This window comes from Geomonas anaerohicana, from assembly GCF_016458305.1.
GTDB lineage: Bacteria > Desulfobacterota > Desulfuromonadia > Geobacterales > Geobacteraceae > Geomonas > Geomonas anaerohicana.
In genome coordinates this window covers 132409-158289 of the sequence record NZ_JAEMHL010000005.1, presented here as the reverse complement: position 1 = coordinate 158289, position 25881 = coordinate 132409, and the positions used below count along the sequence as shown (strand labels likewise).

Here is a 25881-nt window from a genome sequence, read left to right as displayed (position 1 = left end):
TCCCGCGGGATTTCTTGTCTGCAAGCCCCTTGCGCTTCAAAAGGACAAATGTTATCTTTTTTCTCGCTTCACATTAAAACCAACGAGCCGAGGTAGTCATGAAGTCAGTAGCAAGATGCCTGGTTGCCCTTGCCATCCTGGTCAACGCCGTCACATGCTTCGCCCAGGGGCTGGCCGAGCGGGTGCAGGAGCATACCCTGAAAAACGGGATGAAGCTTTTGATGGTGGAGCGGCACAACTCCCCCACCGTGGCAGCATGGATCCGCTTCAAGGTAGGAAGCGTGGACGAGCGCAGCGACGAGCGCGGACTCGCCCATCTCCTGGAGCACATGCTCTTCAAGGGGACCAAGACGCTGGGCACCCGCGACTACGCCGCGGAGAAACCGATCCTGGACAAGATCGAGGCGACCGCCCAACAGCTGATGGCCGAGAAGGTCAAGCACGAGCAGGCTGACCCCAAGAAGATCGAGAAGCTGACCGCAGAACTGGCCGCCCTGGAGAAGGAGGCGGAAAAGTACGTGGTCAAGGAGGAGTTTGCCGACATCTATTCCCGTAACGGCGGCTCCGGCTACAACGCCTTTACCAGCAAGGACGGCACCACCTACCTGATCAACATCCCGGCCAACAAGCTGGAGCTCTGGGCGGCCATCGAGTCGGACCGGATGCAGAACGCGGTACTCCGCGAGTTCTACACGGAACGGAACGTGGTCATGGAGGAGCGGCGCCGCTCCTATGACGCTGAACCGGAAGGGAAGCTCTGGGAGACGTTCCTCGCCGACGCCTTCAACGCGCACCCCAACGGCCAGCCCACCATCGGCTGGATGTCCGATATCGAGAACCTGACCCGGACCAAGGCCGAGAACTTCCTGCACAAGTACTACGCCCCCAATAACGCCATCGTGGCCATCGTCGGTGACATCGATCCGCAGAAGACCGTCGCGCTGGTCGAGAGGTATTTCGGCGCCATCAAGCCGGGGACCCCGGTGCCGCCAGTGGCGGTCACGGAACCCGAGCAGTCCGGCGAGAAGCGGACCGAGGTGATCGGCGACGCCGAGCCCGAGCTGATGATCGGCTACCACAAGCCGACCCTCCCCGCGGCCGACGACTACGTCTTCGACGTCATCGATATGCTGCTCACCAACGGCCGCACCTCCCGACTGTACAAGAAGCTGGTCCTGGAGCAGAAGCTGGTCACCTCGGTTTCGTCCTTCGGGGCGCCGGGGAGCCGCTACCCCAACCTCTTCATCATCAATGCGACGCCGCGCGCACCGCACACGGTGGCCGAGGTCGAGCAGGCGATTTACCAGGAGCTGGAGCGCCTGAAGACCGAGCCGATGACCCGCGAGGAGCTGCAGCAGATCCTGAACCAGCTCGAGTTCGAGGAGTCCCGCCAGATGGCCTCCAACGGCGGCCTGGCCCGCAACCTCACCGAGTACGAGGCCATCGCGGGAACCTGGCGCTACCTGATCGAACACCGCCAGAAGGTGGCCAAGATCACGCCCGAGGACGTGATGCGCGTGGCCAAGCAGTACTTCACGCGCCAGAACCGCAACGTCGGCTACCTCACCAAGGCTGAAGCTGCGCAGTAACGCCGGGGTCTTCGTCCACATAGTCTCCCCCCGGAGGGGGGAGGTTGGAGGGGGGAAAGCCGGCATGCCCCCTCCCTTACCCTCCCCCTCCTGGGGAGGGAACGATGAGCCACATATGAGGGATACTATCTGCCCAGAAGGGGAGTGTAAGTAATGACTTCAATCAGCAATCACTTGTTCAGCAGGTTCAACCAGGCTCGTTTCGCCGCCTTCGCCCTTTTGCTTGCCTTCAGTTGCGCAGCATCCGAGGCCAACGCCTTTAGGTCCAGCGCCATTGCCGAAGCCAAGCTCGACGCGATCTCGGGGTGGCCGCAGGCCGCGCCGGCCGCGCCGGCCAATCCGCGCACCATGACCTTCCCGCAACTCAAGTTCCAGATCCCCAAGACGGAGCGCGTGCAGCTGAAAAACGGCATGGTCGTTTACCTGCTGCCTGACCGCGAGCTCCCGATCGTGAACCTGACCAGCTACTTGAACGTCGGCAGCATCTACGAACCGGACGCCAAGGTAGGGCTCGCCTCCCTGACCGGAGCCACACTGCGAAGCGGCGGCACCCTCAAGACGGCACCGGAAAAGCTGGACCGGGAGCTGGAATTCATGGCCTCGTCCATCGAGTCCGGCATGAACTCCGACAACGCCAGCGTTTCCTTCTCCACGTTGTCCAGGAACCTGGACCGCACCCTCACGCTCTTTGCCGAGGTGGTCCGGGAGCCCGCCTTTGACCCGGCCCGCTTCGAGCTGGCCAAGAGCCACGCCATTGAAGGGATCAGGCGCCAGAACGACGACCCGAAAGGGGTAGCCGGGCGTGAACTGACCCGCGCCATCTACGCCGGCCACCCGCTCGGGCGCATCCCGACCGTCGCCACCGTGAACGCCATCACCCGCGACGACCTGATCGCCTTCCACAAGCGCTACTTCTACCCGGCCAACATGATCCTGGCCGTTTCCGGCGATTTCGACCGGGCCGAACTGCTCAAGAAGCTGGAGGCGCTCTTTGGCGACTGGCCCAACCAGAGTGCCCCCTTCCCGGTGCTGCCCAAGCCGAACGAGGAGATGACCCCGGCGGTGCTGCACGTGCAAAAAGAGGTGAACCAGTCGGTGATCCGCATGGGGCACCTGGGCATCGACAAGAACAACCCGGATCTATACGCCATCAAGGTAATGGATTACATCCTGGGGGGCGGCTTCACCTCGCGGCTCACCCAGGAGATCCGCTCCAACCAGGGGCTTGCCTACAACGTGGATGCCTACTTCGATCCGGGGCGCCGCTTCAAGGGACCGTTCATAGCCGAGACCGAGACCAAGGTGGAGTCGACCGCGCGCACCATCAAGCTCTTGGAGTCGATCATCACCGGCATGACCCAGGCCGAGGTCTCCGAGGCTGAGTTGCAGCTCGCCAAGGATTCCATCATCAACTCGTTCATCTTCGCCTTCGAGAAGAGCAGTTCAGTGGTGGCGCAGCAGGCGCGCCTGGAGTTCTACGGCTATCCCAAGGGATACCTGGAAAACTACCGTGACAACATCGCCCGCGTCACCCGCGCCGACGTGCTGCGTGTGGCGAAGCAGTACCTGCGCCCCGACGCCATGAAACTGGTGGTGGTCGGGGACGAGAAGAAGTTCGACCAGCCGCTTTCCAAGTTCGGAAAGGTGCAGGAAATCAAGCTGAACAACAACAAATAGGAGGGAAGTTATGGCAACGTGGAAATGCAAGAGCTGTGGATTCACCAAGGAAGGTCGCTGCAAGCCGCAGAAGTGCCCGCAGTGCCAGGAGAAGGGGAACTTCGAGAAGGCTGAGGAATAACAGAGGCGGTGCTTTGCAAAAGGGCGAATGATTATTCGCCCCTACAGGACGCCTCCCTGAACATGAAAAGCCCGACCGGCAATGCGCTGGTCGGGCTTTTCATGTGTCTATGTCCCCTCTCCCTCTGGGAGAGGGTGGCCGAAGGCCGGGTGAGGGGCCTCGCCACGAAGGGAGTATGTGCCTGGTGCAACGCCCTCACCCCTACCCTCTCCCATAGGGAGAGGGAGTGACACCGGGAGCGGGTTACTCCCCGGTAAACACCGGCGGCCGCTTCTCGAGGAAGGCCTTGATCCCTTCGGCGTAATCCTTACTGTCGTAGACGGTGCGCCTGAGTCCCTGCACCCGCTCGAAGGTGAGCGGCGAGAGGGGATGGGCGCTCGCCAGCAGCCGGATCTGCTCCTTGATCACACCGATGGAGAGCGGGCTGTTCTTGGTGATCTTGTGGGCCATGCTGTAGGTGAACTCTTCCAGTTGGTCCGCCTCGACCAAGTGGTTCAAAAGCCCCGCCTTGCTCGCCTGCTCCGCCGAAAGAGGCTCCGCCGTGAAGAACATCTCCTTGGCGAAGTTGACCCCCATGATGTTCATGAAGTGCAGGATCCCCGAGACGTTGTAGGGGACGCCGATCTTCGCCGGCGTCATGCAGAACGAGGAGCTGGGGCAGCCGATCAGGATGTCGCAGGACAGGGCAAGGTCGCAGGCGCCCCCCCAGACGCTCCCCTCGATCATGGCAATGACCGGGATGGGGAGGCTCTGGATGGAGCGCAGCACGGTCACCAGAGGGTCGTGGTAAGAAAGTGGATCGCGTCCCGGTAGCGGCAGCTCGTGCACGTCGTGCCCGGCCGACCAGACCTTGGACCCCTTGGGGGCCCGGATCACCAGCACCCTCATCCTCCCCTTCTGCAGCGCGCCGATCGACTGCAGCATCTCATCGATGAGCGCGCCGCTGAGCATGTTGCGGTGCTCGGGGTCGTTGAAGGTGATGGTTCCAACGTTGTCCTGCAGTGCCGTATTGATGACCGCCATTGCTCTCCCCTCTCTTTCATTATGCGATAGATAAGGGCGCTCCGGATGATCAAGCGCCAGCTCTGATTTTAACAGGTAACTGGCAAAAATCAGAAACCGGTCTGCAAAACTTTCATTAGCTGGTCGAGCCGGTAACCGGCCGCCGCCGCACTCTCCTTCATCAGGTTGGCCACAGCCTGGGCCGGCAGTTCCTGCGCCTTGCCGACCTTGGCCTCGGCAAGAACCTTCGCGTACGGCTCAACCTGCGCCAGCCAGTCCACCAACAGCTCGAAACGTTCCTTGTTGAACCACTGCGCCCCGCCGCTTTCATGCAGGAACAGGAACCGGGCCGTCGCGGGGTCGGAGAAGAGGGCGGCCGAGCAGCGGGTCGCGCCGATGGTGCGGCAATTGGCCAGAAACGCCTCGTGGCGCAGCAGGAGCCCGAGCAGCTTGCCGAAGGCGCGCGGCGGCAGATCGACGACCTGTTCCGGGTCCGCCGGGGGAAGGGTCTGGAAGACCTGCACCAGCGGGTGCACCAGCCCGAATTCCTCGAACAGCTGCACGCTCTCAGTCTCCGTCAAGTCGCCCGTTCTGTGCAGCGCCTGGAAGGCGCACAGCAAAAGCCACTCGGCGGGGAGCAGCGCCCCTTCCTGGATCGATTGCAGGGCCTGCAGGAACTCCGTGCCGAACAGCCCGAGCAGGGTACGTTGCGCCTTTTCCGGTGCCTCCGGCGCCAAGGTCTTGTAGAAGGAGGCCAGCAGCGGCTCCAGCGGCGCGATACGGGTCTGCGGAGCGACGCCCGGTTCCTGCAGCACCACACCCGCCTTGGCGAGGAACAACCTGAACGTCTCGTGCAGGGCGCCGTAGCGCACCTTCTTCACCTCTTCGTCCAGGTTCTCGACGCCGGCGCCGTTCAGCCGGTGGCAGAGCGCCCCCCAGGTGCCGTAGTCGTCATCGTAGATCTCCTGGAAGTCGAGGAAGGCATGGTACTCGTAAGCGCCCATCTCGACGTAGAGCCCCTGGTCGCAGAGGTCGCGTCCGTTTCTCAGGTAGCACAGGCCGGAGGCGTAATCGCGGAAGCTGTAGTAATGGCGCCCGTCACGCTTGAAGCTCAGCGCATCCCCCAGGGTGGTCTGCGCCAGCGAGGTGCCGCCGGAGGCGTTCTTCCTCAATACCGCGCAGGAGGTGCGGATCCAGCCGGCCGTAGAGGCGTAGGCGTTGTGGAACAGGATCAGGCCGCGCTCGCCGTCGTTGCGGTTGGAGTAGGCGAAGACGTTCTCGTTGACGCTGTGCCCGGAGTAGAAGTCGTACAGCGTGAACTGCTCGCTTCCGGAGAAGATGTGGCGCCGGCGCATGAGCGGGAAGATGTCGCTTTCGTGGCGGGCCACCAGCTGCTGGTCCACCGGCTCGTCCCAGTAGGCGCGCCGGTATTCCATGCCGTACTTCTCGTGGAACCCCTCGATCTGCCCGTGGCCGAACATGGGGAGGCCGGGCATGGTGACCAGGAGCACGGTAGCGCCGAAGTATTTCCCTTCCTTGCCGAACTGCTCCACGGCGGTGCGTTCGTCCGGGTTGTTCATGAAGTTCACGAACCGTTTCAGGATCTCCGGCTCGAACTCGAGCACGTTCTTCACCGTCTGCCGGTACTTGGCGTTCTCCTCCATCTTCAGCATGTTCATGAAGGCGGAGTTGTAGACGCGGTGCATGCCGAGGGTTCGGACGAAGTACCCTTCCATGAGCCAGAAGGCCTCGGCCAGCAGCAGGGTGTCGGGCGCCTCCACCGCCACACGGTCCACCACCTCGCGCCAGAACTCGGTCGGGAAGACCTCGTCGAAGCTCGGCCGGTCCATGCCGTGTTCGGCGCGCGAGGGGACGCCCGAGCCGTGCCCCGGCAGCGGATACCACAGGCGCTGGTAGTGCTTCTTGGCCAGGGTCATGGCGGCGTCGAAGCGGATGATGGGGAACTGGCGCGCCACGTGGAGGATGGTGCCGATGACCGCCTCGCGCACCTCGGGGATCAGGTAGTTCAGCTGCGCGGTGTCGTTCCAGGGGGTGGAGGTGCCGTCGTTGCCGTGGTAGATGTAGCGCACCCGCCCGTTGCCGCGATCCAGGTGCTTGAACACCACCGCCGCGTCGCGCTTGTCCCAGTAGCCGTCCTCGATGAACAGGCCGATGCGCCCGTCCGGCGAAAGGTCGGGGCCGTTGAACTGGTAGTCGGGGTACGGCGGGTAATCGAGCTGGATGAACCAGTCCGGGTGCTCGACGGTCCACTTGGAGTAGAGGCCGGTGTGGTTGGGGACCATGTCGCTCGCCAGGCGGATGCCGCGGGCGGCGCAGCGCTGGCGCAGGTTGTCCAGCGCCCAGTCGCCGCCGAGGTCGTGGGCGATGACGTAGTCGTAAAGCGAGTAGGCCGAGGAGATCGCCTCCTGGTTGCCGGCGATGCGCTTGATCTGCTGCGACGACGGGGAACGCTCCCACACGCCGATCAGCCAGAGCGCGCTGAAGCCGAAGCCGGCCAGCCGGTCCAGCTCCGCGTCCGGGATCTGGTCCAGGGTGCGCACCTCGGTCTGGTAGGTCTTGGCGAGCTGCCCGAGCCAGACGTACACCATCTTGGCGATCATCACCACGTTGGCCATCCAGTCCGCGTCCTGGGAGAAGCGCTCGTATTCAGGATACTCGTCGCCGCCGCGGGCGCCCCGGCCGAAGCGGAGCACCTTGGGTTCGCCGGGGCCGCCGAAGAAGGCGCGCCCCTCCTGGGAGACGATGTCCAGCGCGGTGACCAGCTCGGTAAGGAGTTCGGGGGGGAGGATGGCCGCCCAGTGTTCGCGGATGTAGGCGATCTGCCCGGAAAGGGAGTCCGGGGCCGCCTTCATCGGCGCCCTCAGCAACTCCGGCAGGGAAACGCCCATCGGCTCGAAGGGGGGCGCCTGGGCCAGGCGGCGGTCCAGTTCCGAGGTCACCTTGAGGTAGGGGGATGACTCGGCCAGTGGCGAGGCGTCGAACAGGCGGCGGAACTGGTCCAGAGCCCGGTTCTCGCCGTTTAACAGCATAAGCAGCAATTCCGCCGCGAGTGCCTGGCGCCGGCTGCGCTCCTCGTCATCACCGGCTATGAACCCCTGTGGGGTGTCGCTGCCCACAACCATCTGCTGCGACGGGAACAGTTCCATGAAGCGCTGCAGCGCCGTCTCCGCATCGCCGCCGAATTCGGGATAACCCGCCTGGGCCATGGCGGCTGCCAGGATCCCGGGCTGCTGGTTGGTGCAGTACTGCCCCATAACGTACCGGTACACCCGGCTCAGAATGGAATAAAGATGTAGCAATCCCGGCATGATGGCCGACTCGTGCGGTGCCAGCTGCTTGTTCAGCTTGCCGGCCAGCCGGCGCGCGTAGATGATGCCGGGCACGTCCCCGAGCTCCTGGAGCATGGCGCGCAGGGCGACCCGATCGCCACAGGCTGCGGAAATCTGGATCTGAAACGGGAAATAATCGGAGTTAATAAACCTCTGCTTCATCAAGCACCTCGTCTGCCCAACTGTAGTGGTGGACCGCTCCGGGCCGAGCGGCACGGCTAGATATGATACATTGGAAATGCCCCACTGTCTTTAAAAAAAATATTATTAAATTACACAAACCACCTTTTCTACCTCGGCCCGCACTGGCATTTGGCCTTGACACTGTTGCCGATTTCACCTAAACCTAGTGCTGAGTTAGCAAAAGCAACGTGTTGCATAGGATAGTGCCATCTTAGCTTCCAGCCTCAAAGATATCTTCCGGCGGCAGCGCAAACTCTGCCTTGCACTGCTGCTGATAGTCACCCTGGTACCCATCACCCGTTTTTCCCGGTTCCTGCTGTTTCCTCCCGGTGACGGCAAACGCGTGGAGATCGTCGAACTAGGCAAGGGGCGCCCGCTCAAAGCGTTGGCCGGCGACCTCGAGGCGCGCCACATCCTCTCCAGCGCCCGCCTCTTCACCCTCTACGCACGCCTCAAAGGTGGCGACGCCCGGCTCAAAGCGGGTTACTACCAGTTCGACGACGGCATGCGCCCGGGCCAGATCCTGGCCAAAATGATCAGCGGTGACGTGTACCAGCGCATCTTTGCGCTCCCCGAGGGGTACTCAAGCTACCAGGTCGCTGAAATGCTGGAGAAACGCGGCATCTTCGCCAAGGACAACTTCCTGGCCGCCTGCCGCAACTCCGCGCTGCTCAAGGAGTTCGGCATCGACGCCGCCAGCGCCGAAGGATACCTCTTCCCGGGGAGCTACAACATCCTGCCGGGCAAGACGGAGCTTGAGGTGGTGCGCGAAATGGTGCAGCGTCAGCAGGCATTCCTGAAGGAGTCGGTGGACGACCGGGCTAAGGCCAAGGGGGTCCCGGTGCAGAAGCTGCTCATCCTGGCCTCCATGGTGGAGAAGGAGGCGGTGCTCCCCGCGGAGAAGCCGCTCATAGCCGCGGTCTTCCAGAACCGCCTCAGGATCGGCATGCGGCTGCAGAGCGATCCGACCGCGCTGTACGGCGTGCGCGCTTTCGCCGGCAAGGTGAGAAGGGAGGACATCCTGAAACCGACGCCGTACAATACCTACCTGATCCCGGCCCTCCCGCCGGGCCCGATCGGCAACCCGGGCAAGGACGCCATCGACGCGGTGCTTAATCCCGCCGCGGTCCCCTACCTCTATTTCGTCGGGCGCGGTGACGGCAGCCACCAATTCTCCAAGGACCTCTCGTCTCACAACCAGGCGGTGCAAAAGTACCTCAAGGCGCCTGCCGCGGCCGCGCAGGGAGGAAAGTAGATGACGGGCAGCATTCTGCTGGTGGAGGACAACGAGAAGCTCGCCGCGATGCTGCGCACCGTACTGGAAGGGCGCGGGCACCAGGTGAAGAGCGCCGCCAGCGGGGACGCCGCGCTGGCTCTACTGCAGGCGCAGCGCTTCGACCTCATGGTGCTGGACCTGAAGCTGCCGGGGATGAACGGCGTAGAACTGTTGCAGCGGGTGCGCCGCAGCGCGGCGCTGAAGGAACTGCCGGTGGTTATCATGACAGGTGTGTTCCGCGGCGAAGAGTATGCCCGCGCCGCCGGCAAGCTCGGCGTCAAGGCCTACCTGGAGAAGCCCTTCGGCAAAGACGACTTCGTGAAGGCCGTGCAGGGCGCCCTGGAGCAGGGGCCGGCACGCAAGGACATCGCCCGACTGCTCCTGGAGCTCTACCGCGGCGGCGCCAACGGCATGCTCGAGTTGCGCGGCGGCACCAGGATCTTCGTGGTCGGCGGCGAACCGGTCAGCTTCTCGTCGCCAAGTTTCGTCCCGTTCCTGGTCTCCACCGGCCACCTGCAGCGCGGCGACCTGGAACAGTTCCCGCCGGCCCGCCCCGGGCGCCTGCCGCTCGTGGAAGCCGGCCTGATCGGCTACGACGACCTCCTGGAGCAGTCCCGCCTGTTCCTGTTCCGCTCCATCGTGGAGGCGCTGCTGCAAAACCAGGCCCCAAGGTTCATTGCCGACCTTGCCGGTATCGAGCTCCCCCTCACCTCCATCTCCGTACCGCGCCTGCTGCACCACGCCGCCGGCACCGCCAGTTTCGATCTTGCCCCGTACCTCGCCAACTGTGGCGCCCTCTGCCCGGTACGCACCACCGAATATTTCCGCGTGGTGAACCTGCTCAACATGGGACCGGAAGAGGTCGACCTGCTGCAGCAACTCGGCCAGGGGAAAACGGTACAGGCGATCCTCGCCGACTGCGCCACCCCGGCCCGGGGCGCGGCCCTGCTCGACCTCCTGGCGCGCCTGGGCATGCTGACCCTGTCGGCGGCACCGGTTGCCGACCAGCAGCCCGATTTCCCGCAGAAACTCCTTTTCAACCGCCCCATCGAAGAAGTCGCCGAGCGGCGGGCCGAGGCGGTCAACTTCGAGGACCTGGTCGACGAGGTGTCGGAATCCATCGAACTGGTGGTGGGCAAGAAGGGGATGGCTGCGCCGCTGTCGGCGAGCGAAATCGACTTCGAACAGGAAGTGCAGCGCGACTACGCCGCCATCCAGGACAAGAACTACTACGAGATCTTCGGAATGACTCCCGGCACCTTCAGCTTCGCCACGCTCAAGGAGGCCTACTTCGCCAAGACCCGCGAGTACTCCCCGGAAAAGTTCATGCAGCTCTCCGGCGACACCCTGGGACGCGCCCAGGACGTGCTCTCCCACTACGCCAACGCCTACAACACGCTTTCCAGCGTCATCGCCAAGGAGCGCTACGACGAGATGCTCAACGCCGACACCGTGGGCCTGGGCGGCAAGCGTGAGGACGAGTTGCAGGCGCGCATCCAGTTCCAGTCGGGCAAGGTGTTCCTGGAGATGGAGGATTACGGCAACGCCGAGCGGGCGCTGCAGGACGCCTACACCCTCGACCCCAACGACGCCCAGACCAGCGCCTACCTCGCCTGGTCCATCTACAAGAATCCCGGCAACCAGCGCTCCCAGGGTGCCCTGGAGAAGTGCCGCATGCTCCTTTCCAAGAGCCTGCAGGCCGAGCGCAACGCCGACGCCTTCGCCTTCCGCGGCTGCATGCTGCTCGACGAAGGACGGGACGGACTCGCCGAGGGTGAATTCCAGAAGGCCCTGAAGCTGAACCCGCACCAGTCGCACGCCCTGGGGGGTATGCGCCTGATCAAGGAGCGCCGCGAAGCGGAGAAGAAGGGACTCTTCAAACGCATCTTCGGCTGACAGCCTCCTACTCTACCTTCACGCCACGACCGGAGGCCTCATCACATGAGGCCTCTTCTTTTTTTTCTTCATGTGTTTCCCGCCCTACACCATGTGCGCCCACTCCTTGCGCTGACTGCGATGGGAGAATGACCGATCCCGGCTAAGAGATCGGCTTGCCAAGCAATCATTAGCGGATATTATTTTAAAGTTTTTCTAATGCGGCCCGATCAGGGGGACCATGCGCCGAAGGCGGCAAGGACGCGGGGAAATCCTCCCCGCCCACCGCCCGGCTCCCCCCTGCAGGCCCTACCCGAAAGAAGGAGGATGTCATGAAAAAGATGATGTTCCTGACCGTGGTGCTGATGATGCTCGCTCCGACGACACATGCCGCGGGGCCGGTGGGCGATGTGATCAAGATCGGCATGGTGAACGACCAGACCGGCGCCAACAAGGGCTCCGGACGGGGGATGAAGGTGGGCGTCGAGGCCTACTTCAAGGCGGTCAACGCCAAGGGTGGCGTTAACGGCAGGAAGGTGGAACTGGTCGCCCTGGACGACCAGATGCTGACCGACAAGACCATCGACTGCCTGCTCAAGCTGGCCGACGAGCAGAAGGTCTTCGCCGTGGTGGGGTCGGTGGGAACCTCGAACTGCGTGGCGAGCCTCCCGGTGGTCAAGGAATACAAGCTCCCTTACATCAACCCGAGGACCGGCGCGACCGAACTGCGCACCCCGGTAGTCCGGGAGGTGTTCCACATCAGGGCGAGCTACCAGCAGGAGGTGGACCGCATCGTCGACCAGCTGGTGAAGCAGGGAGCCAAGCGCTTTGCGGTCTTCTACCAGAACGACGGCCTGGGCACCGATATCCTCGCCTCCACCGAGAACGCGGTGAAGCGCCATGGCCTGAGCCTGGTCTCCAAGGGCTCGTTCGAGAGGAACACGGTCGCGGTCACCGCGGGCCTTGCCAGCATCATGGCCGGCAAGCCCGACGCCGTCATCGTCGGCGCCGTCTACAAGCCGGGGGCGGAGTTCATCAAGATGGCGCGCAAGGAAGGGGTCAGCGCCTACCTCGCCTCCGGCTCGTTCGCCGGCGGCATGAACCTGGTGAAAGCGGTGGGACCGGGGGCCGCCGAGGGGATCATCATGAGCCAGGTGGTGCCCGAACTGGATGACCTGTCGCTCCCCATCACCAAGGAGTGCAAGGAAGCCATCGAGAAATCCCCCGAGGACGTCGGCTTCAACTCGGTGAGCATGGAGGGGTGCATGGCGGCGAAGTCCATGATCATGGCCCTCGAGAAGGCGGGCAACCCGCCCACGCAGGCCGCCTTCATCCAGGCCTACGAGAGCATGAAGGGAGCCGACATGGGGGGGATCAAGCTGACTTTCTCCCAGGACAACCACCAGGGGCAGGACAACGTCTACCTGCAGGTGGTCAAGGGGGACAAGCTCGTTTCCCTCAAGTAGGGCAAAGGAAAAATGTGGCGAGCGGGTGACCGGTGCCGTGTCCTGCACGGCACCGGTTTTGTTGGTGCTGCAACCTTACTCCGGGGGTGGCAATGACCGTCAAAAGCAAGCTTCTGGGCAACATCGCGCTGACCATCGTGGGCATTTCCGTCCTGGCCGGCATCGGGCTCTTTTCCATCGCGAAGGTCAAGTCGAGCATCGAGATCCTGACCGGGAAATCGACGCCGCTGCACCTGAAGATGCTGGAACTGCAGCAGACGGTGGAAAAGGTCTCCGCGGATTTCATGCGTCTGGAGATGACCACGGAACCCAACGAAGTGGCCCATCTCTCCGAGTCGATCACCACCCGCATCAAGAGGATGGAGGAGCTGAACGACCAGATCGTCAAGGGGGGCGCCGCCTCCAGCGGCGTGGACACCGCGGTGCTGCGCGACATCGAAAAGACCGTGGTCCAGGTCGCCTCGCAGCGGCTCAAGGACATGACGCTCTTCAAAAACGAGATCGCCACGGTCAACTCCGAGCTGCAGAAGGCCGAGGCAAGCGTTGCGGGATTGCGCAAGCAGATCAGCCAGATGGGAAGCAGCGCCCTCTCCAACATCAACTCCTCGCAGGCCGCCAACCTCCAGGTCAACAGTTCGATCAAGAAACTTCTCACCCTGCAAAGCCGGCTCAAGGACATCAACATCATCCTGAGCGACCTGGAACTGGTCAAGAACAAGTTCAAGGTGGCGCCGCTCCGGGAGCGCCTGAAGAACACGGTGGAACTGACCCGCAACATCGACGTGGACCAGGGGGACAACCCGGCCATCAAGGAGGTCAAAGGGGTAGCCACCGACATCCTGAACCAGATCGGCGCCGAACAAGGTGGGCTGGTGGCCCTCAAGCTGGAGATGCTCAACAACCCGGAGAAGGCGGACGCCGAGCAGTACGCCAACAAGGCGCACGAGATCATGAAGCCGCTGGAAGAGAACAGCAGGAAGATCTTCAACACCATCGACACCTTGGAATTGCAGATCGTCAAGGACCGCAACAAGGTGGTCTCGTCGCTGGGCTTTCAGAACGCGGCCAACACCGTCATGGAGTCGGGGAGCAACATCAGCGTCGACGTGAAGGAACTCAACTCGGGGGTGCGCCAGATCATGCTGAGCGCCACCGACGCCGAGGTGGGAAGGCTGGTCGGCACCCTGGCCCAGACCCGCAAGAAGATCGACACCAACATTGCAGTGGCCAGAAAGGTGCTGCTCGAATCGGGGCAGAAGGAGCTGGCGCTGAAGATCTCCGACGTCTCGGAAACCGTGCGCCGTGCCTCGTCCTCGATCCAGAAGATAGAGGCCACCAAGCTCGGGGTGATCAGGAGCAACGCCGCCATGCAGAGGGCGCTGGAGTCCGCGCGCGGCATCTCGCGGGAGCAGGCGCAAAGAAGCGAGGAGCAGGTGAAGAGCATCGGCGAGAACCAGCAGCAGATCCTGACCGGCGTTCGCAACGCGGTCGACAACGCCACCCTGCTCTCCTACGTCATGATCGCGGTTTCCGTGGCGGTAGTGCTGATCTCGCTGGTGATCAGCCTGCGCATCATCGCCTCCATCACCAAGCCCCTCTTCCATGCCAAGCTGGTCACCGCCGAGATCGCCGGCGGCAACCTGACCAAGCGCATCAAGACCGGCTCCAATGATGAGATCGGCGACATCTGCAACAGCATCAACAACATCGTGGTGCACTTCCACGAGGTGATCTCGCGGGTGTCGCATAACACCACCCAGGTCGCCTCCACCTCGACCGAACTCTCCTGCGCCGCCGAACAGATGGCTGCCGGCGCGGCACGGGTGGCCGAGCAGGCAGCCACGGTGGCGACCGCCAGCGAGGAGATGGCGGCCACCTCCAACGACATAGCGGTCAGTTGCACCCAGGCCGCGACCGGCTCCAAGCAGGCCAACGACGCCGCGGTCGCCGGCGCGGACGTGGTCAAGGGGACCGTGCAGGGGATGAACCAGATCGCCGAGCAGGTGCGCGCCTCCGCGGTTACCATCGGCGACCTCGGCCAAAAGTCTGAGCAGATAGGCGCCATCGTCAACACCATCAACGACATCGCCGACCAGACCAACCTCCTGGCCCTGAATGCCGCCATCGAGGCGGCGCGCGCGGGAGAACAGGGGCGCGGCTTTGCCGTGGTGGCGGACGAGGTGCGTGCGCTGGCGCAGAGGACCGCCAGCGCGACCCGCGAGATCGGGGAGATGATCAAGGCGGTGCAGCAGCAGACCAAGGGAGCCATCGGCGTCATGCAGTCGGGGGTCACACGGGTGGAGGCGGGGACCGTCGAGGCGGCCAAGTCCGGCGCCGCCCTGGAGGAGATCCTGCAGCAGATCGGGTCGGTCACCCTGCAGGTGAACCAGATCGCCACCGCGGCCGAGGAGCAGACCGCCACCACCGTCGAAATCAGCAACAACATCCAGAGCATCAACGAGGTGGTGCAGGACACGGCCAAGAACGCGCAGGAATCGGCCTCCTCCGCTCTGCTTTTGTCGCGGCTGGCGGAAGAGCAGCAGAAACTGGTGGGACAGTTCAAGCTGAGCGAATAGCAAGAGACGCGTGACACTCATCCCGGCGGGGTGAGTTCATCAGGGGTGGGCGCCGCAGCGCCCGCCGGCGACAGAGGTGGCAATCATGATCAAGATACTCCTCGAGAACCCGTTGATGCTTCTGCTCATGGTGGCAGCACTGGGGTATCCCCTGGGCAAGATCAAGGTGTACGGCATCACCCTCGGCGTCGGCGCCGTCCTCTTCGTCGGGCTTGCCTTCGGCATGCTCCACCCCGACATGAAGGCGCCCGCCATTGTCTACATAATGGGGCAGGCGCTCTTCGTCTATACCGTCGGCCTTTCCGCCGGCCCCTCCTTCATCTCGACCTTCCGGCGCAACGGGGTGATGAACAACGGCCTCGCGGGCATCGTGCTCTGCGCCTCGGCGGCCCTCTGCCTCGCGCTGCAGAAGTACTTCGCCATCAAGCCCGGCATCGCCGCCGGCATCTTCTGCGGCAGCATGACCGCATCGCCTGCCCTGGGCGGCGCACTGGAATCGATCCGCCAGATCGCGCCGCCTGACATGCTGGAAACGCTGCTGGCAGAACCGGTGGTCGGCTTCTCCGTCGCCTACCCCATCGGCGTCATCGGGCTCATGCTCACCATCAATGTGTGCCAGAAAATCTGGAAGGTGGACTACCAGGCGGAGTTCAAGGTGCTGCGCAAGCCCGAAGACCGCAACTCGCTGGTGCACTGCACCATCAAGGTGCAGAAGGTGGATCCGTCCGACCTGACCGTTCAGGGTTTGAACGAGTCCAACAACTGCGAGGTCATCTTCAGCCGGATCAAGCGGGGTGACGAATTCTTCTATGCCGGCCCCGCCACCGTGCTGCAGGCTGGAGACCTGGCCATGGTCGCCGGTGCGCCGCACGAAATCGAGAAGATCGCGACCGTGCTCGGGGAGCGAAGAAGCAAGGAGCGCCTGGGCCTGGACCGCACCGAGTACGAGTACCGCAGGATCTTCGTTTCCAGCCCGCAAGCCATCGGGCGCACGATCGGCGAGTTGCACCAGGACCAGCGCTTCGGCGAGGTGATCACGCTGGTGCGGCGCGGCGATAACGAGTTCCTGCCCGAGGCCGAGATGGTCCTGGAACTGGGGGACGTGGTGAGGGTCCTGGCGCACAAGACCTGCATGGACGACGTCACCGCCTTCTTCGGCAACTCCTACCGCAGGGTCAGCGAGGTGGACGTAATGACCTTCAGCCTGGGGCTGGTGATCGGGCTGGTGCTGGGTCTGATCCCGTTCCCCTTCCCCGGCGGCGGCAGCATGCAGCTCGGTTTCGCCGGCGGACCGCTCATCGTCGGCATCCTGCTCGGCACCTTCGGCCGGACCGGCAAGATGGTCTGGAGCCTCCCCTACAGCGCCAGCATGGTGCTGAAACAGGTGGGGCTGGTGCTGTTCCTGGCCGGTATCGGCACCCGCTCCGGCTACAGTCTGCTTACCACCTTGAGCCACGGTGGCGGTGGCAGCATCTTCATCACGGGCGTCCTGGTCACCTGTGTCACCGCCTTTCTCGGCCTGTTCATCGCACACAAGATCCTGAAACTCCCCATGACGCTGGCGGTGGGCATCGTCGCCGGCATGCACACCTCGACACCGGGGCTCGGCTACATCAAAGAGCAGACCGGCAACGACCTCTCCGACCAGGGTTACGCCTGTGTCTTCCCGTTTGCCACCATCGGCAAGATCATCCTGGTCCACATCATCCTGATGTCGACGGGACAGCTATGACCCCCACGGCATGAGCCGGTGGCAGGGCCGCGGGTTCCCCTCCGCGGCCCTCTTTTTTCCCGCGCAGAACATCCCCTTCATCTTCGTATATGTTTGCTATACAGCAGCCGCCTGCCCGCGGCATACATCCTTCAACAAAAAGGCCTGTCTTTACGGCCTGTTACCACCGCACGCGCCACCTTGGTGTATAGCATCTTTATACAGCCGTGCGCCGTGCCCGCGCTCGGTTTACAAAAATTCACCTTTAATTACGAGCACTTACTCCGCGCCGAAAAAATCAGGCACGGCTAATGCTAAAGACAACTCGTGCCGGTTTATCCGTAGCAGCAGCAAACGCGGCGTCCCCCGCCGCTCCCGGTAATCGAGCTCGCAGCAGAGTGACCATAAGAAGCCAATCCCACTACACCGTCAAAGGAGGCAACCATGAGATTCACATCGGCGTTCATTGTCCTGGCCGCGCTAGCCGTAGGATCTTCCGCAGCATACGCCATCGAGCTGAAGGACATCACCTACCAGACCGATGGGGGGGGCAAGGTGGTCTTCAGCCACAACAAGCACCTGAAGAAGAAAGTGGAGAAGAGCCCCAATGTTAGTTGCAAGACCTGTCATGAAAATCCACGCGCGGCCAAAGTCAAATACACCATGGCCGACATGGAGAAGGGAAAATCGTGCGGCAAGTGTCATAACGGCAAAAAGGCCTTCAGTGTCGCCAAGTGCACGGCCTGCCACCAGGTCAAGAACATCACCTTCAAGGTGAAAGAGACCGGCCCGGTACTTTTCAGCCACAACAAGCACCTGAAAACGATGCAGTGCAACGCCTGTCATAACTCTCTGTACAAGACCGGTCCCAACAAGGCGGTCTCCATGGCCGAGATGGAAAAAGGGAAGTCGTGTGGCGCCTGCCACAACGGCAAGAAGGCCTTCAGCGTCGCCAAGTGCGACGGCTGCCACCCCTCACCCAAGCAGGTCGTGTTCAAGGTGAAGGAGACCGGCCCCACCGTCTTCAGCCACAGCAAGCACGTCGAACTCTACAGCTGCAGTTCCTGCCATACCAAGGTGTTCCCGCTCGGCTCCGGCAAGCCGGTCACCATGGCGGCCATGGAGAAAGGGAAATCCTGCGGGGCCTGCCACAACGCCAAGGATGCCTTCGCCGTGTCCCAATGCGAGAAATGCCATCCGGTTCAGGAGATCAAGTTCAAGGTGGCCGACGTCGGCGACGTCAAGTTCAGCCACAGCAATCACCTGGGCATGTACAAGTGCAAGGATTGCCACAGCGGCACCTTCCCGACCAAGCGCGGCGGCAGGCAGGTCTCCATGGAAGAGATGAAAAAAGCCAAGTCCTGCGGCGCCTGCCACGACGGCAAGGCAGCCTTCACCGTGAACGGCAACTGCGATTCCTGCCACCAGCACGGCTAGCAGGGCGCAGGCTCCTCTGAAAACAGGAAACAAAAAAACCGGCCACTCGAAATCGAGTGGCCGGTTGTGCATGGAGGGCCGTTCCTGCACAGAAAGCTCAATCGTGCAGACGTTCCAGGCGGGCCGTTTCCTCCCTGATCGCCTTGGCGGTGTAGTAAACCACGAAGCCGTGTTCCAAAAGCAGCAGAACGAGGCCGGCAAGGAACACTACCGGAAAGTAGGTGCCGGTCGTGTCACAGAAGGCATAGAGCGGGTAGAAAACAGCCGGAAGTCCGACGTTGTGCCAGCTGTACCCCGGCCTGCCATCGCCTCCCCTGCGCCCCACGATCAGCACCAGCGCGGACAGCCACGAGACGCCCAGGACAAGGTTGAGCACGTCGATCGACGGCAGCGGACCAAAGATCCCTTCCAGTTCCGCCTGGGCACCCGACGAAACGTTTAGCTGGCTGAGGGCGAGGGCCGCGGCGCTCAGGGCCAGGAAGAGCAACAGCCCCCACAACCCGCGGCGGGAAAGGACATGCAACTGCTCGACGCTCTTGGCAACCTGCTCACGGCTCCAGGAAAGTTCGCTTCCCGTCGCGACCTGGGTCGTTTCCCGTATCGGTTTCGCCTTCAAATGCTCGATAAGATGATGTCCTGACATGGCCGTTCTCCTTTCCCGGAATTAGCAACCCTGTCCCATCAGCTGTGACGCTGCTCCAGAAGCGCCTGCTCATACTCCGGATAGTGCCGTACCGGGCGGTAGCCAGGAATAGCTACTTCCGGGGGCACCTCGGCTTCCTCGTGTTCTTCCACTTCCTCCCACCCGATCAGCATCGGCTTGATGTAGTCCCCCAAAGTCGCCAGGTAGACGTGCGTGCAGAGGAAAGCAAGCAGCGAGCAGGCCAGCAGGAAATGGAGCGCGACGATGAACTTGATACCGCCCCACATCAGTACCAGCACGCGCAGTGGGGTCACGTTCAGCAGCAGTATCCCGGTCAGTCCGACCAGCGGCATGAGCACGAACATGACCGCCAGGTAGGCCGATTTCTGCATGGGGTTGAACTTGTGATCCGGCGTGGCATGATACGGGCTCGGCCGCCCCAGGAAGTACCAGAAGCAGTAATACAGGAGTTGGCGTACCAGGCCGTGCTTGATGTCCTCCTCGTCCGGGATGTACAGCTTGTCCAGCGTGTTCTTCACCATCTTGTAGTAGAAGAACCAGAACGAGAAGGAGATGGAAACGATGATCCCGGCTGTGTTATGCACCTCGATGGCGCTCTTGTAGCTGGTGAAGATGCTCAGCGTCTCAGGAAAGCGGATCTGGGCGCCGGACAGGATCAGGATGATGATGCCCGAGGCGTTGATCCAGTGCCAGATGCGTATGGGCCAGGGCTGTAAGTAGATCCTCGTTTTCTCGCTCATGACTGATGCTCCTTTTGTTTCCTATTTTTACGGGTCAGGAACCGGACGAACCCGTGTCCCACCGGCATGATGAGCCCGCAGCAGATGATGGCAAGCCCGATCTGGTTCAGTTTCGCGTTCTTGGTCGATCCCATCATGTAAAAGTCCGGAGCGGCGTAGAGGGCATCGAGGACCGCACCCTTTTCCACCGGAACTCTCAGGAAGGTGCCGTCTGCTTCGGGCACGGCGATGAAACTGGTCTGCATGAGTCCGGAGCCGGAGGTGTGGCAGAAGCTGCAGTTGCGCCGGCTGTCCAGGATCTCGAACTTGTGCGATACCGTGGACGGGGTCATCATCCCGTACAGATGGAGCGCCTTCTGGGTGCGGTTGAAGACCCGCAGTTCTTCGAGAGAAACGTAGTTGTCCCGGTTGGTGTCGATGAGGGACACGATGGGGCGGCTACCGGCGATGGCTTTGAGATCGGCGTACTCGGCCACTTCCTGTTTGCCGAACCGGCTATCCCCCTTGCTCTTCACGATGTACATGCTGATGTAGTAGTCCTTGGCGCCGGTATGACAGGTGATGCACGGCAGCATGCGCAGGTGCAGTTCCGACTGCGGCAGCCACTCGCCGTGTTTCGCCGTCATCTCCAAAGAGTTGTGGCAGTTGGAGCAGATCATGTTGATCTCCTGCCCGGACACATCCTTGGGGTTCTGTACCAGGTGCGGGTTATGGCAGCCGTTGCAGGCGGTCTTGGCGGCATGCAGCCCCTTGGCGTACTCCTCGCTGATGCCGGAGTGGCATTCGCGGCAGTCGGCCTTGGGGACCTTGGCGCCGTCGGGATGGTTGGCGGGGACGGTCGCGTGGCAGGCTTCACACCCGAGGTTGGCATGGGCGGTCTGGGTGAAGCGCTGCGGGTCGATGAAACTCCCCTTGGGCACGTCGCCTGTCTTACCATGACAGGATAGGCAGGCTTGGTTGTTGCCGGTCTGATCCCCGTAGGAGAACCCCCAGGCGCTCGCTTGCGCGATGAGCCCGGCCAGGGCCCAGGCACAGAACGCCAGCTTGGCAAGCAAACTCATCTTTTGTAGGTCGGCTGGTTTCACGTATCCCTCCTTTCAAGGAGCGCGTCCTTAGTGAGATGTTTTTTGGTCCGATGAGGCAGCCTGCTCTTTGGCAGCGTGCTGCGCCATGATGCGGTGCGGCAACTTGATCCGGAAGATCGGGACGAACTGCGCCACCAGCAACAGGGCGCTGAACCCGAGGAAGAGCCACATCCCGAGGCTGCCGCCACGATCTACGCTCTGAGCCGCCGAGACGGCGAGGAAGCTCGTCCCGAAGACCAGGACCGCAAGGGCAATCAGCCACGAGAACCGCATCGGGATGCTGGCGCTTTGCTGCTGCACCGATTCATGTCGATGTGCACGGCGCCTCATCGCGGCCTCCATGCGTTCCTGCTGCCGATTGGCGCGATAGGTTTTGAAGGCGCACTCGACAGCCTGCCCGAGTTCCTCGGTGTCACCGGCTTCCCCCGGCTTCATGGCCTGGTAGAAGATCCCTGCCCTGCGTACTTGCCTCGCCTGGTTCAGCGGCAGATCGTCGGAGACCATGATGACGTTCAGGTGGCGGTTGCATTTCTTCAACAGGTGAATCAGATCCGACGACGAAACCTTCTGGTCAAAGTCACTTCCCAACAACAACACCGGTGTCTTCTTCTGCAGGATGCTGCAGAGTACGTGGACTGTTGAATCAGTGGTCTCAACCTCGTAACCCGCCTTGCGGAAGTATTCCGCTACCTGCTTGCGAAATTCCGCGTCGCGGTCCGCTATGATGATTCCCCGTTCGTCCATAAGCCACCTCGCGTCTCGCGACAGCTACTTCTTGTCCTGTTCCAGAGGAACCTTTACCTTCTTGCCAAACAGACCATAAATCCCTTTGAGCATCGCGCCGAAAAGCATGACGCCAGGGATGACCTGCACGACGATGATGGCGCCGATGAAGAGAAGGAATATCTTCGCCATCAGCCCGCTCCCCTCGGAGATGTCGGCTATGCCGGAGATGAGCAGCGTCCCGGCCACGACCACCCCGATGATCGACCAACTTGTCACTTTCCCGGACAATGATTCTTTCGTTTCCTTTGTCATGGCCCTCTCCTTTTTCCGCATTATTCCCCGAAGGGTTACCCATACTTAGCAACCCCGGTGCCGAAACGCGCACCAAGCCACAAAGCCGTGCGAAGACAGCAACTTACAAGTCAACGAGCTCTAAAAAGGGAATTGTAGGGAGACGACCGGCCGGAGAGGTCCGACAGCGAACAACGCAGAAATAGATGTGTGATTGCAGGCATTTGCCACAGGAAAGCCGGCACACGGGTAATCGAATCCGTTTCCTGCCGCGCAGGAACGTTCTTGCGGGACAGGAAAGAAACGGGGGGCAACAGAAAGGAGCTGCGGCGGCTAGGTCGAGCGGTGCAGGTCGTGGATCTTCAGGAGGGCGTACAGGCGGGACTGGGAAAGTCCGGAGAGGTTGCAGGCGGTGGCGATGTCGTTTTGGGCCAGCGCCATCAGGTCGCAGAGGTACTGCTTTTCGGCCTGGGTATAGACGTTGTCACGGAAGTCGTTGAGCTTGGGGAGTTGGCTGGGCGGCGACAGTTGCGGGGGCGCGGCCGCGATCTCGTGGTGGTTCACCGCGCTTTGGGTCACCTGTACCCGGATCTGGGTGGGCAGGTGCTGGGCAAAGAGGACCGGTTGCTCCCGGGCGGTCAGCACGGTGCGCTCTATTGTGTTGATGAACTCGCGTACGTTGCCGGGCCAGCTGTAGGCCTGCAGGGTCTCCATGAATTCGGGGCAGCTCCCCTTGGGGGAGAGGCCGTTGTTCTCGCAGAACTTGTCCATGTAATAGCGGGCCAGTTCCTTGATGTCCTCGCTACGCTCCCGCAGCGGGGGGAGTTCGATGACGAAGGTGCTCAACCTGAAGAGGAGGTCGCTGCGGAAGGTCCCCGCCTCCACCATCTGGTTTAGGTTGCGGTTGGTCGCCGCCACCAGCCGGAAATCGCTCTCCAGTTCACGCTGTCCTCCCACCGGACGGTAGCGCCGCTCCTGCAGGACCCGGAGGAAAGCTTTTTGCGTGGCGAAGGGCAGCTCGCCCACCTCGTCCAGGAACAGGGTCCCGCCGTGGGCTTGGCTGATCAGCCCGTCACGCGCCTTCTCGGCGCCGGTGAAGGCACCCTTCTCGTGTCCGAACAGCAGGCTCTCCACCAGCGTCTCCGGGAGACTGGCGCAATCAACCACAATGAAAGGCCTGTCGCTACGCTTGCTGTTCTGGTGTACCGCCCGCGCGAAGAGCTCTTTACCCGACCCGGTCTCCCCCAGGATGAGAACGCCGGCATCGCTTACCGCCGCACGCGCCACGGCGTCGAGGCAGGCGGTCAGGGCGGGACTATTGCCGATGATATTCTCCCGCTTCAAGGCGACCACCTCCTGCCGACCGGACAGGGAGAGCTTCTGCTTGCGGTACTCCAGGGCCCGCACCAGGGAAAGGGTGATGTCCTTGACCGAGGATCCTTTTTCGATGTAGTCCCACGCGCCGCTGTTGATGGCCAGCTCCGCGCCGGCCGGGTCGCCGTATCCGGTCATGATGACGATCTCCGGCTTGGACGGAGCCTGCGCCAGGCGCGGCAGCATCTCCAGGCCGTTGCCATCGGGCAAGCGCACATCGAGGAACACCAGGTCGAAGTCCCCTTCCGACGCGAGTTGGCAACCGGCGGCCAGCGTCCTCGCGCAGCTCGTCTCGTGCCCGGCGCGCTTGCCCACCAGGGACATGGACTGGCAGACGGTTTCCTCGTCGTCGATGATCAGGATCTTCGCCATGCCCGTCATGCCTCCCCGGCCGGGCTTAGTACCCGGCGTATCATCGCCGTCATTTCCTCGCGGTCCAGCGGCTTGAAAGCTACTTCCCGGACCCCTGCCTGCTCCGCCTCCTCCCGCTGTGCGGTGCGGTCCACGCCCGACCCCAGGCCGGTGCAGAGAATGACCGGCAGATCGGAGCGGACCGCAGAGAGCTCACGTGACAGCTCGATCCCGGTCATGCGGGGCATGGTCTGGTCAGTGATGACCAGGTCGACGGCTCCCGGGTCGGCACGGAATATTTCCAGCGCCTCCATGCCGTCACGGCCGGTGACCACCTGGTAGCCAAGCCGCTCCAGCATCTTCTTGCCGGCAAACACGACGTCTTCCTCGTCATCGACGAAGAGGATCCGGCCGGTTCCCATCATAGAGGCTGCTTCAGGTTGCAGCAGGGCGTCCTTCTGCACCGTGGCGATGCGCGGCAGGAACACCTCGAAAGTCGCTCCCAGTCCGGGCCTGCTGCTCACCGTGATCCCCCCGCCGTGGTTCCTGACGATGCCATGCACCACGGAAAGGCCGAGCCCGGTCCCCTCGTTGTGCCCCTTGGTAGTGAAGAAGGGATCGAAGATCTGTTCCATGGTCTTTTGATCCATGCCGTGGCCCGAGTCTTTCACGGTCAGCTTCAGATAGGGGCCGGGAGGGAGATCAGGGGTGCCGAGGGAATCGGCGTCGAGGGCCACGTTTTCCAGCGCGAGTTCGAGCGGCCCGCCCTTGAGTCTCATGGCATGGCTCGCGTTGGTCACGAGGTTCATGATGATCTGGTGGATCTGGGTCGGGTCGGCCATGATCATGCCCAGATCCGGTTCCAGGTGCGCGTGGACCGTTATCGAGGAAGGTATCGAGGGGCGCATCAGGTTCAGGCACTCGTTCATGATGGACTCGACCTGGACCGGCTGCCGCTCCTGCTCACCCTTGCAGCAGAAGGTGAGGATCTGCTTCACCAGTTTGCGCCCCCGGTAGCTCGATTTGAGCACCACGTCCAAAAGCTCGCGCAGGGGACTTTCCGGCGGCACGTCGTCGCGCGCCATCTCGGTACAGGTGATGATGGACGCCAGGTTGTTGTTGAAGTCGTGGGCGATGCCTCCGGCCAGGGTCGCGATGGCTTCCATCCTCTGGGCCTGGCGCAATTGCCGCTCCAGCTGCAGTTCGTGGGTCACGTCGCGCACCAGGGCGGCGTGGTTCTTAACCTCGCCGTCGGTATCGGAGATGGACCAGAAGGTAATGTCGATCTCGTAGCACTCCCCTTCTTTGCCCTTCTGGATGAAGTGCCCCCCACTGCGTCGCTCCCCCTTGGTCAGGTCGTCCCACACGGATCGATACAGCTCGACACCGCCGTCGCCATCGCCCAGGACAGCGACGTTGCGCCCGACCACGCACTGGGCGTCGTGCCCGGTGATGGTTTCGATGGCAGGGTTCACGTACTGTATGGTGCCGTCGCTGTCGAAGAGGATGAGGCCTTCTTTGGACTGCTCGATCACCGAGGCGAGCAGCATGATTTCCTGTTCCGCCTTCTTACGCTCGACGTTCATGCGCAGCGTGGCAATGCCGAAGGAGAGATCGTCCGCCAGCTGCTCCAGGAGCTTGACCTCCTGCTTGCCGAAGGCGCGCTTCTCACCGGCGAAGATCACCAATGCCCCCAGAGGGTGCCCCTCGTTTACCAGCGGCAGCGATATGGACGCGGCGAAGCCGTGCTTTAGCGCCTCCTCCCGCCACAGGGCCCAGCTGGCATCGTAGCGGATGTTCTGGACGATGCGCGTGGTGCCGGTCCTGATGGCGGTGCCAGTGGGCCCGCGGCCGCGGTCGATGTCGGCCCAACTCATGTCCAGCTTGGTAAGGTAGCCGCCGCGGTCTCCCCACTGCGCCACGGGGCGCACCGTTTTCCAGTCGTCATGCTCCGCCATCCCAACCCAGGCCAGCCTGTAGCCACCGGTCTCGACGATGGTGCGGCAGACGTCCTTCATCAGTTGCAGTTCTTCCGTGGCCCGCACCAGGGCCTGGTTACAGCCGCTGAAGGTCTTCAAGGCGCGGTTGACCCTGAACAGCGACTCCCGGCCGCGCACCACGTCCCCTTCGCTGCGGCTGATCAGGAGGTAGAGCAGCGCAGCCGTGGCAAGTATGAAGAAGGCATGGTTCAGGGTTTCCACGGAGAGATACATGGAGTTTTTGTGCGCCAGCACGGCCGGGAACAAACAGGAAGCGGCGCCCCAGAGGACACCGACGACGGCATAGACGATCGAGATATTGAGGGGGGTCAACTTTCTTTCACTGTTGATCTGTTTCATGCACGCTCTCCCCTGCCGTTGACGGCCTTAAGAGAAACACGCATTGAG

18 protein-coding genes are annotated in these 25881 nt (G+C 62.5%); 9 read left to right on the top strand and 9 right to left on the bottom strand.

Annotated features, from left to right (window positions below):
* Nucleotides 1-98 precede the first annotated feature (98 nt).
* The 3 genes from JFN91_RS11720 (at nt 99) to JFN91_RS11710 (ending at nt 3387) form a co-directional block, all read left to right on the top strand.
* Nucleotides 99-1589: a M16 family metallopeptidase gene (locus tag JFN91_RS11720; RefSeq protein ID WP_199389373.1), complete on the top strand. Its 1491-nt coding sequence runs from the start codon at nt 99-101 to the stop codon at nt 1587-1589.
* 153 nt (nt 1590-1742) lie between these two features.
* Entirely contained in the window at nt 1743-3266 is a 1524-nt protein-coding gene (locus JFN91_RS11715; RefSeq protein ID WP_199389372.1) for a M16 family metallopeptidase, read from the top strand.
* Between the two features lie 10 nt (nt 3267-3276).
* Nucleotides 3277-3387: an RCKP-type rubredoxin-like domain-containing protein gene (locus JFN91_RS11710; RefSeq protein ID WP_129127189.1), complete on the top strand. Its 111-nt coding sequence runs from the start codon at nt 3277-3279 to the stop codon at nt 3385-3387.
* A 243-nt stretch (nt 3388-3630) separates the two neighbouring features.
* On the opposite strand, the gene scpB is transcribed toward JFN91_RS11710, so the two are convergent.
* Nucleotides 3631-4410: a methylmalonyl-CoA decarboxylase gene (gene scpB, locus JFN91_RS11705; protein ID WP_199389371.1), complete on the bottom strand. Its 780-nt coding sequence runs from the start codon at nt 4408-4410 to the stop codon at nt 3631-3633.
* Nucleotides 4411-4499: 89 nt separating this feature from the next.
* The gene (locus JFN91_RS11700) at nt 4500-7901 is read right to left on the bottom strand and encodes an alpha-amylase family glycosyl hydrolase (protein WP_199389370.1); all 3402 of its coding nucleotides are present in this window, start codon (nt 7899-7901) and stop codon (nt 4500-4502) included.
* Between the two features lie 229 nt (nt 7902-8130).
* Here JFN91_RS11700 and mltG point away from each other — a divergent pair, with 229 nt between their 5' ends.
* From mltG to JFN91_RS11670, 6 genes are all read left to right on the top strand, one after another.
* A complete protein-coding gene (mltG, locus tag JFN91_RS11695; RefSeq protein ID WP_328746905.1) occupies nt 8131-9177 on the top strand; it encodes an endolytic transglycosylase MltG in 1047 nt (348 codons plus the stop codon).
* Nucleotides 9178-11094 carry a response regulator gene (locus JFN91_RS11690; RefSeq protein WP_199389369.1) on the top strand — a complete coding sequence of 639 codons (1917 nt, stop codon included), beginning with the start codon at nt 9178-9180 and terminating at the stop codon, nt 11092-11094.
* Nucleotides 11095-11405: 311 nt separating this feature from the next.
* Complete coding sequence (locus JFN91_RS11685; RefSeq protein ID WP_199389368.1) at nt 11406-12539, top strand: ABC transporter substrate-binding protein; 1134 nt, start codon at nt 11406-11408, stop codon at nt 12537-12539.
* A gap of 92 nt (nt 12540-12631) precedes the next feature.
* The gene (locus tag JFN91_RS11680; protein ID WP_199389367.1) at nt 12632-15115 is read left to right on the top strand and encodes a methyl-accepting chemotaxis protein; all 2484 of its coding nucleotides are present in this window, start codon (nt 12632-12634) and stop codon (nt 15113-15115) included.
* An 85-nt stretch (nt 15116-15200) separates the two neighbouring features.
* The gene (locus JFN91_RS11675; RefSeq protein WP_199389366.1) at nt 15201-16847 is read left to right on the top strand and encodes an aspartate:alanine exchanger family transporter; all 1647 of its coding nucleotides are present in this window, start codon (nt 15201-15203) and stop codon (nt 16845-16847) included.
* Between the two features lie 423 nt (nt 16848-17270).
* On the top strand, nt 17271-18263 hold the full coding sequence (locus JFN91_RS11670) for a cytochrome c3 family protein (RefSeq protein ID WP_199389365.1): 993 nt from the start codon (nt 17271-17273) through the stop codon (nt 18261-18263).
* 97 nt (nt 18264-18360) lie between these two features.
* Here JFN91_RS11670 and JFN91_RS11665 read toward each other — a convergent pair whose 3' ends face one another.
* From JFN91_RS11665 to JFN91_RS11635, 7 genes are all read right to left on the bottom strand, one after another.
* Nucleotides 18361-18906: a hypothetical protein gene (locus JFN91_RS11665; RefSeq protein WP_199389364.1), complete on the bottom strand. Its 546-nt coding sequence runs from the start codon at nt 18904-18906 to the stop codon at nt 18361-18363.
* Between the two features lie 38 nt (nt 18907-18944).
* The gene (locus tag JFN91_RS11660; RefSeq protein ID WP_199389363.1) at nt 18945-19667 is read right to left on the bottom strand and encodes a cytochrome b/b6 domain-containing protein; all 723 of its coding nucleotides are present in this window, start codon (nt 19665-19667) and stop codon (nt 18945-18947) included.
* Complete coding sequence (locus JFN91_RS11655; RefSeq protein WP_328746834.1) at nt 19664-20752, bottom strand: multiheme c-type cytochrome; 1089 nt, start codon at nt 20750-20752, stop codon at nt 19664-19666. The genes JFN91_RS11660 and JFN91_RS11655 overlap by 4 nt, the downstream gene beginning before the upstream one ends.
* Before the next feature lie 27 nt (nt 20753-20779).
* On the bottom strand, nt 20780-21496 hold the full coding sequence (locus JFN91_RS11650; RefSeq protein ID WP_199389362.1) for a DNA-binding transcriptional response regulator: 717 nt from the start codon (nt 21494-21496) through the stop codon (nt 20780-20782).
* A 24-nt stretch (nt 21497-21520) separates the two neighbouring features.
* On the bottom strand, nt 21521-21790 hold the full coding sequence (locus JFN91_RS11645; RefSeq protein ID WP_199389361.1) for a hypothetical protein: 270 nt from the start codon (nt 21788-21790) through the stop codon (nt 21521-21523).
* A gap of 312 nt (nt 21791-22102) precedes the next feature.
* Nucleotides 22103-23515, bottom strand: coding sequence for a sigma-54-dependent transcriptional regulator (locus JFN91_RS11640; protein WP_199389360.1), 1413 nt, complete (start codon nt 23513-23515; stop codon nt 22103-22105).
* Between the two features lie 5 nt (nt 23516-23520).
* Nucleotides 23521-25833, bottom strand: coding sequence for a hybrid sensor histidine kinase/response regulator (locus JFN91_RS11635; RefSeq protein ID WP_199389359.1), 2313 nt, complete (start codon nt 25831-25833; stop codon nt 23521-23523).
* Nucleotides 25834-25881 lie beyond the last annotated feature (48 nt).

Bases quoted from the DNA above. Each gene is read 5' to 3' on its own strand.
- JFN91_RS11720 (WP_199389373.1), top strand. From the start codon at position 99: ATGAAGTCAGTAGCAAGATGCCTGGTTGCCCTTGCCATCCTGGTCAAC.
- JFN91_RS11715 (WP_199389372.1), top strand. From the start codon at position 1,743: ATGACTTCAATCAGCAATCACTTGTTCAGCAGGTTCAACCAGGCTCGT.
- JFN91_RS11710 (WP_129127189.1), top strand. From the start codon at position 3,277: ATGGCAACGTGGAAATGCAAGAGCTGTGGATTCACCAAGGAAGGTCGC.
- scpB (WP_199389371.1), bottom strand. From the start codon at position 4,410: ATGGCGGTCATCAATACGGCACTGCAGGACAACGTTGGAACCATCACC.
- JFN91_RS11700 (WP_199389370.1), bottom strand. From the start codon at position 7,901: ATGAAGCAGAGGTTTATTAACTCCGATTATTTCCCGTTTCAGATCCAG.
- JFN91_RS11690 (WP_199389369.1), top strand. From the start codon at position 9,178: ATGACGGGCAGCATTCTGCTGGTGGAGGACAACGAGAAGCTCGCCGCG.
- JFN91_RS11685 (WP_199389368.1), top strand. From the start codon at position 11,406: ATGAAAAAGATGATGTTCCTGACCGTGGTGCTGATGATGCTCGCTCCG.
- JFN91_RS11680 (WP_199389367.1), top strand. From the start codon at position 12,632: ATGACCGTCAAAAGCAAGCTTCTGGGCAACATCGCGCTGACCATCGTG.
- JFN91_RS11675 (WP_199389366.1), top strand. From the start codon at position 15,201: ATGATCAAGATACTCCTCGAGAACCCGTTGATGCTTCTGCTCATGGTG.
- JFN91_RS11670 (WP_199389365.1), top strand. From the start codon at position 17,271: ATGAGATTCACATCGGCGTTCATTGTCCTGGCCGCGCTAGCCGTAGGA.
- JFN91_RS11665 (WP_199389364.1), bottom strand. From the start codon at position 18,906: ATGTCAGGACATCATCTTATCGAGCATTTGAAGGCGAAACCGATACGG.
- JFN91_RS11660 (WP_199389363.1), bottom strand. From the start codon at position 19,667: ATGAGCGAGAAAACGAGGATCTACTTACAGCCCTGGCCCATACGCATC.
- JFN91_RS11650 (WP_199389362.1), bottom strand. From the start codon at position 21,496: ATGGACGAACGGGGAATCATCATAGCGGACCGCGACGCGGAATTTCGC.
- JFN91_RS11645 (WP_199389361.1), bottom strand. From the start codon at position 21,790: ATGACAAAGGAAACGAAAGAATCATTGTCCGGGAAAGTGACAAGTTGG.
- JFN91_RS11640 (WP_199389360.1), bottom strand. From the start codon at position 23,515: ATGGCGAAGATCCTGATCATCGACGACGAGGAAACCGTCTGCCAGTCC.
- JFN91_RS11635 (WP_199389359.1), bottom strand. From the start codon at position 25,833: ATGAAACAGATCAACAGTGAAAGAAAGTTGACCCCCCTCAATATCTCG.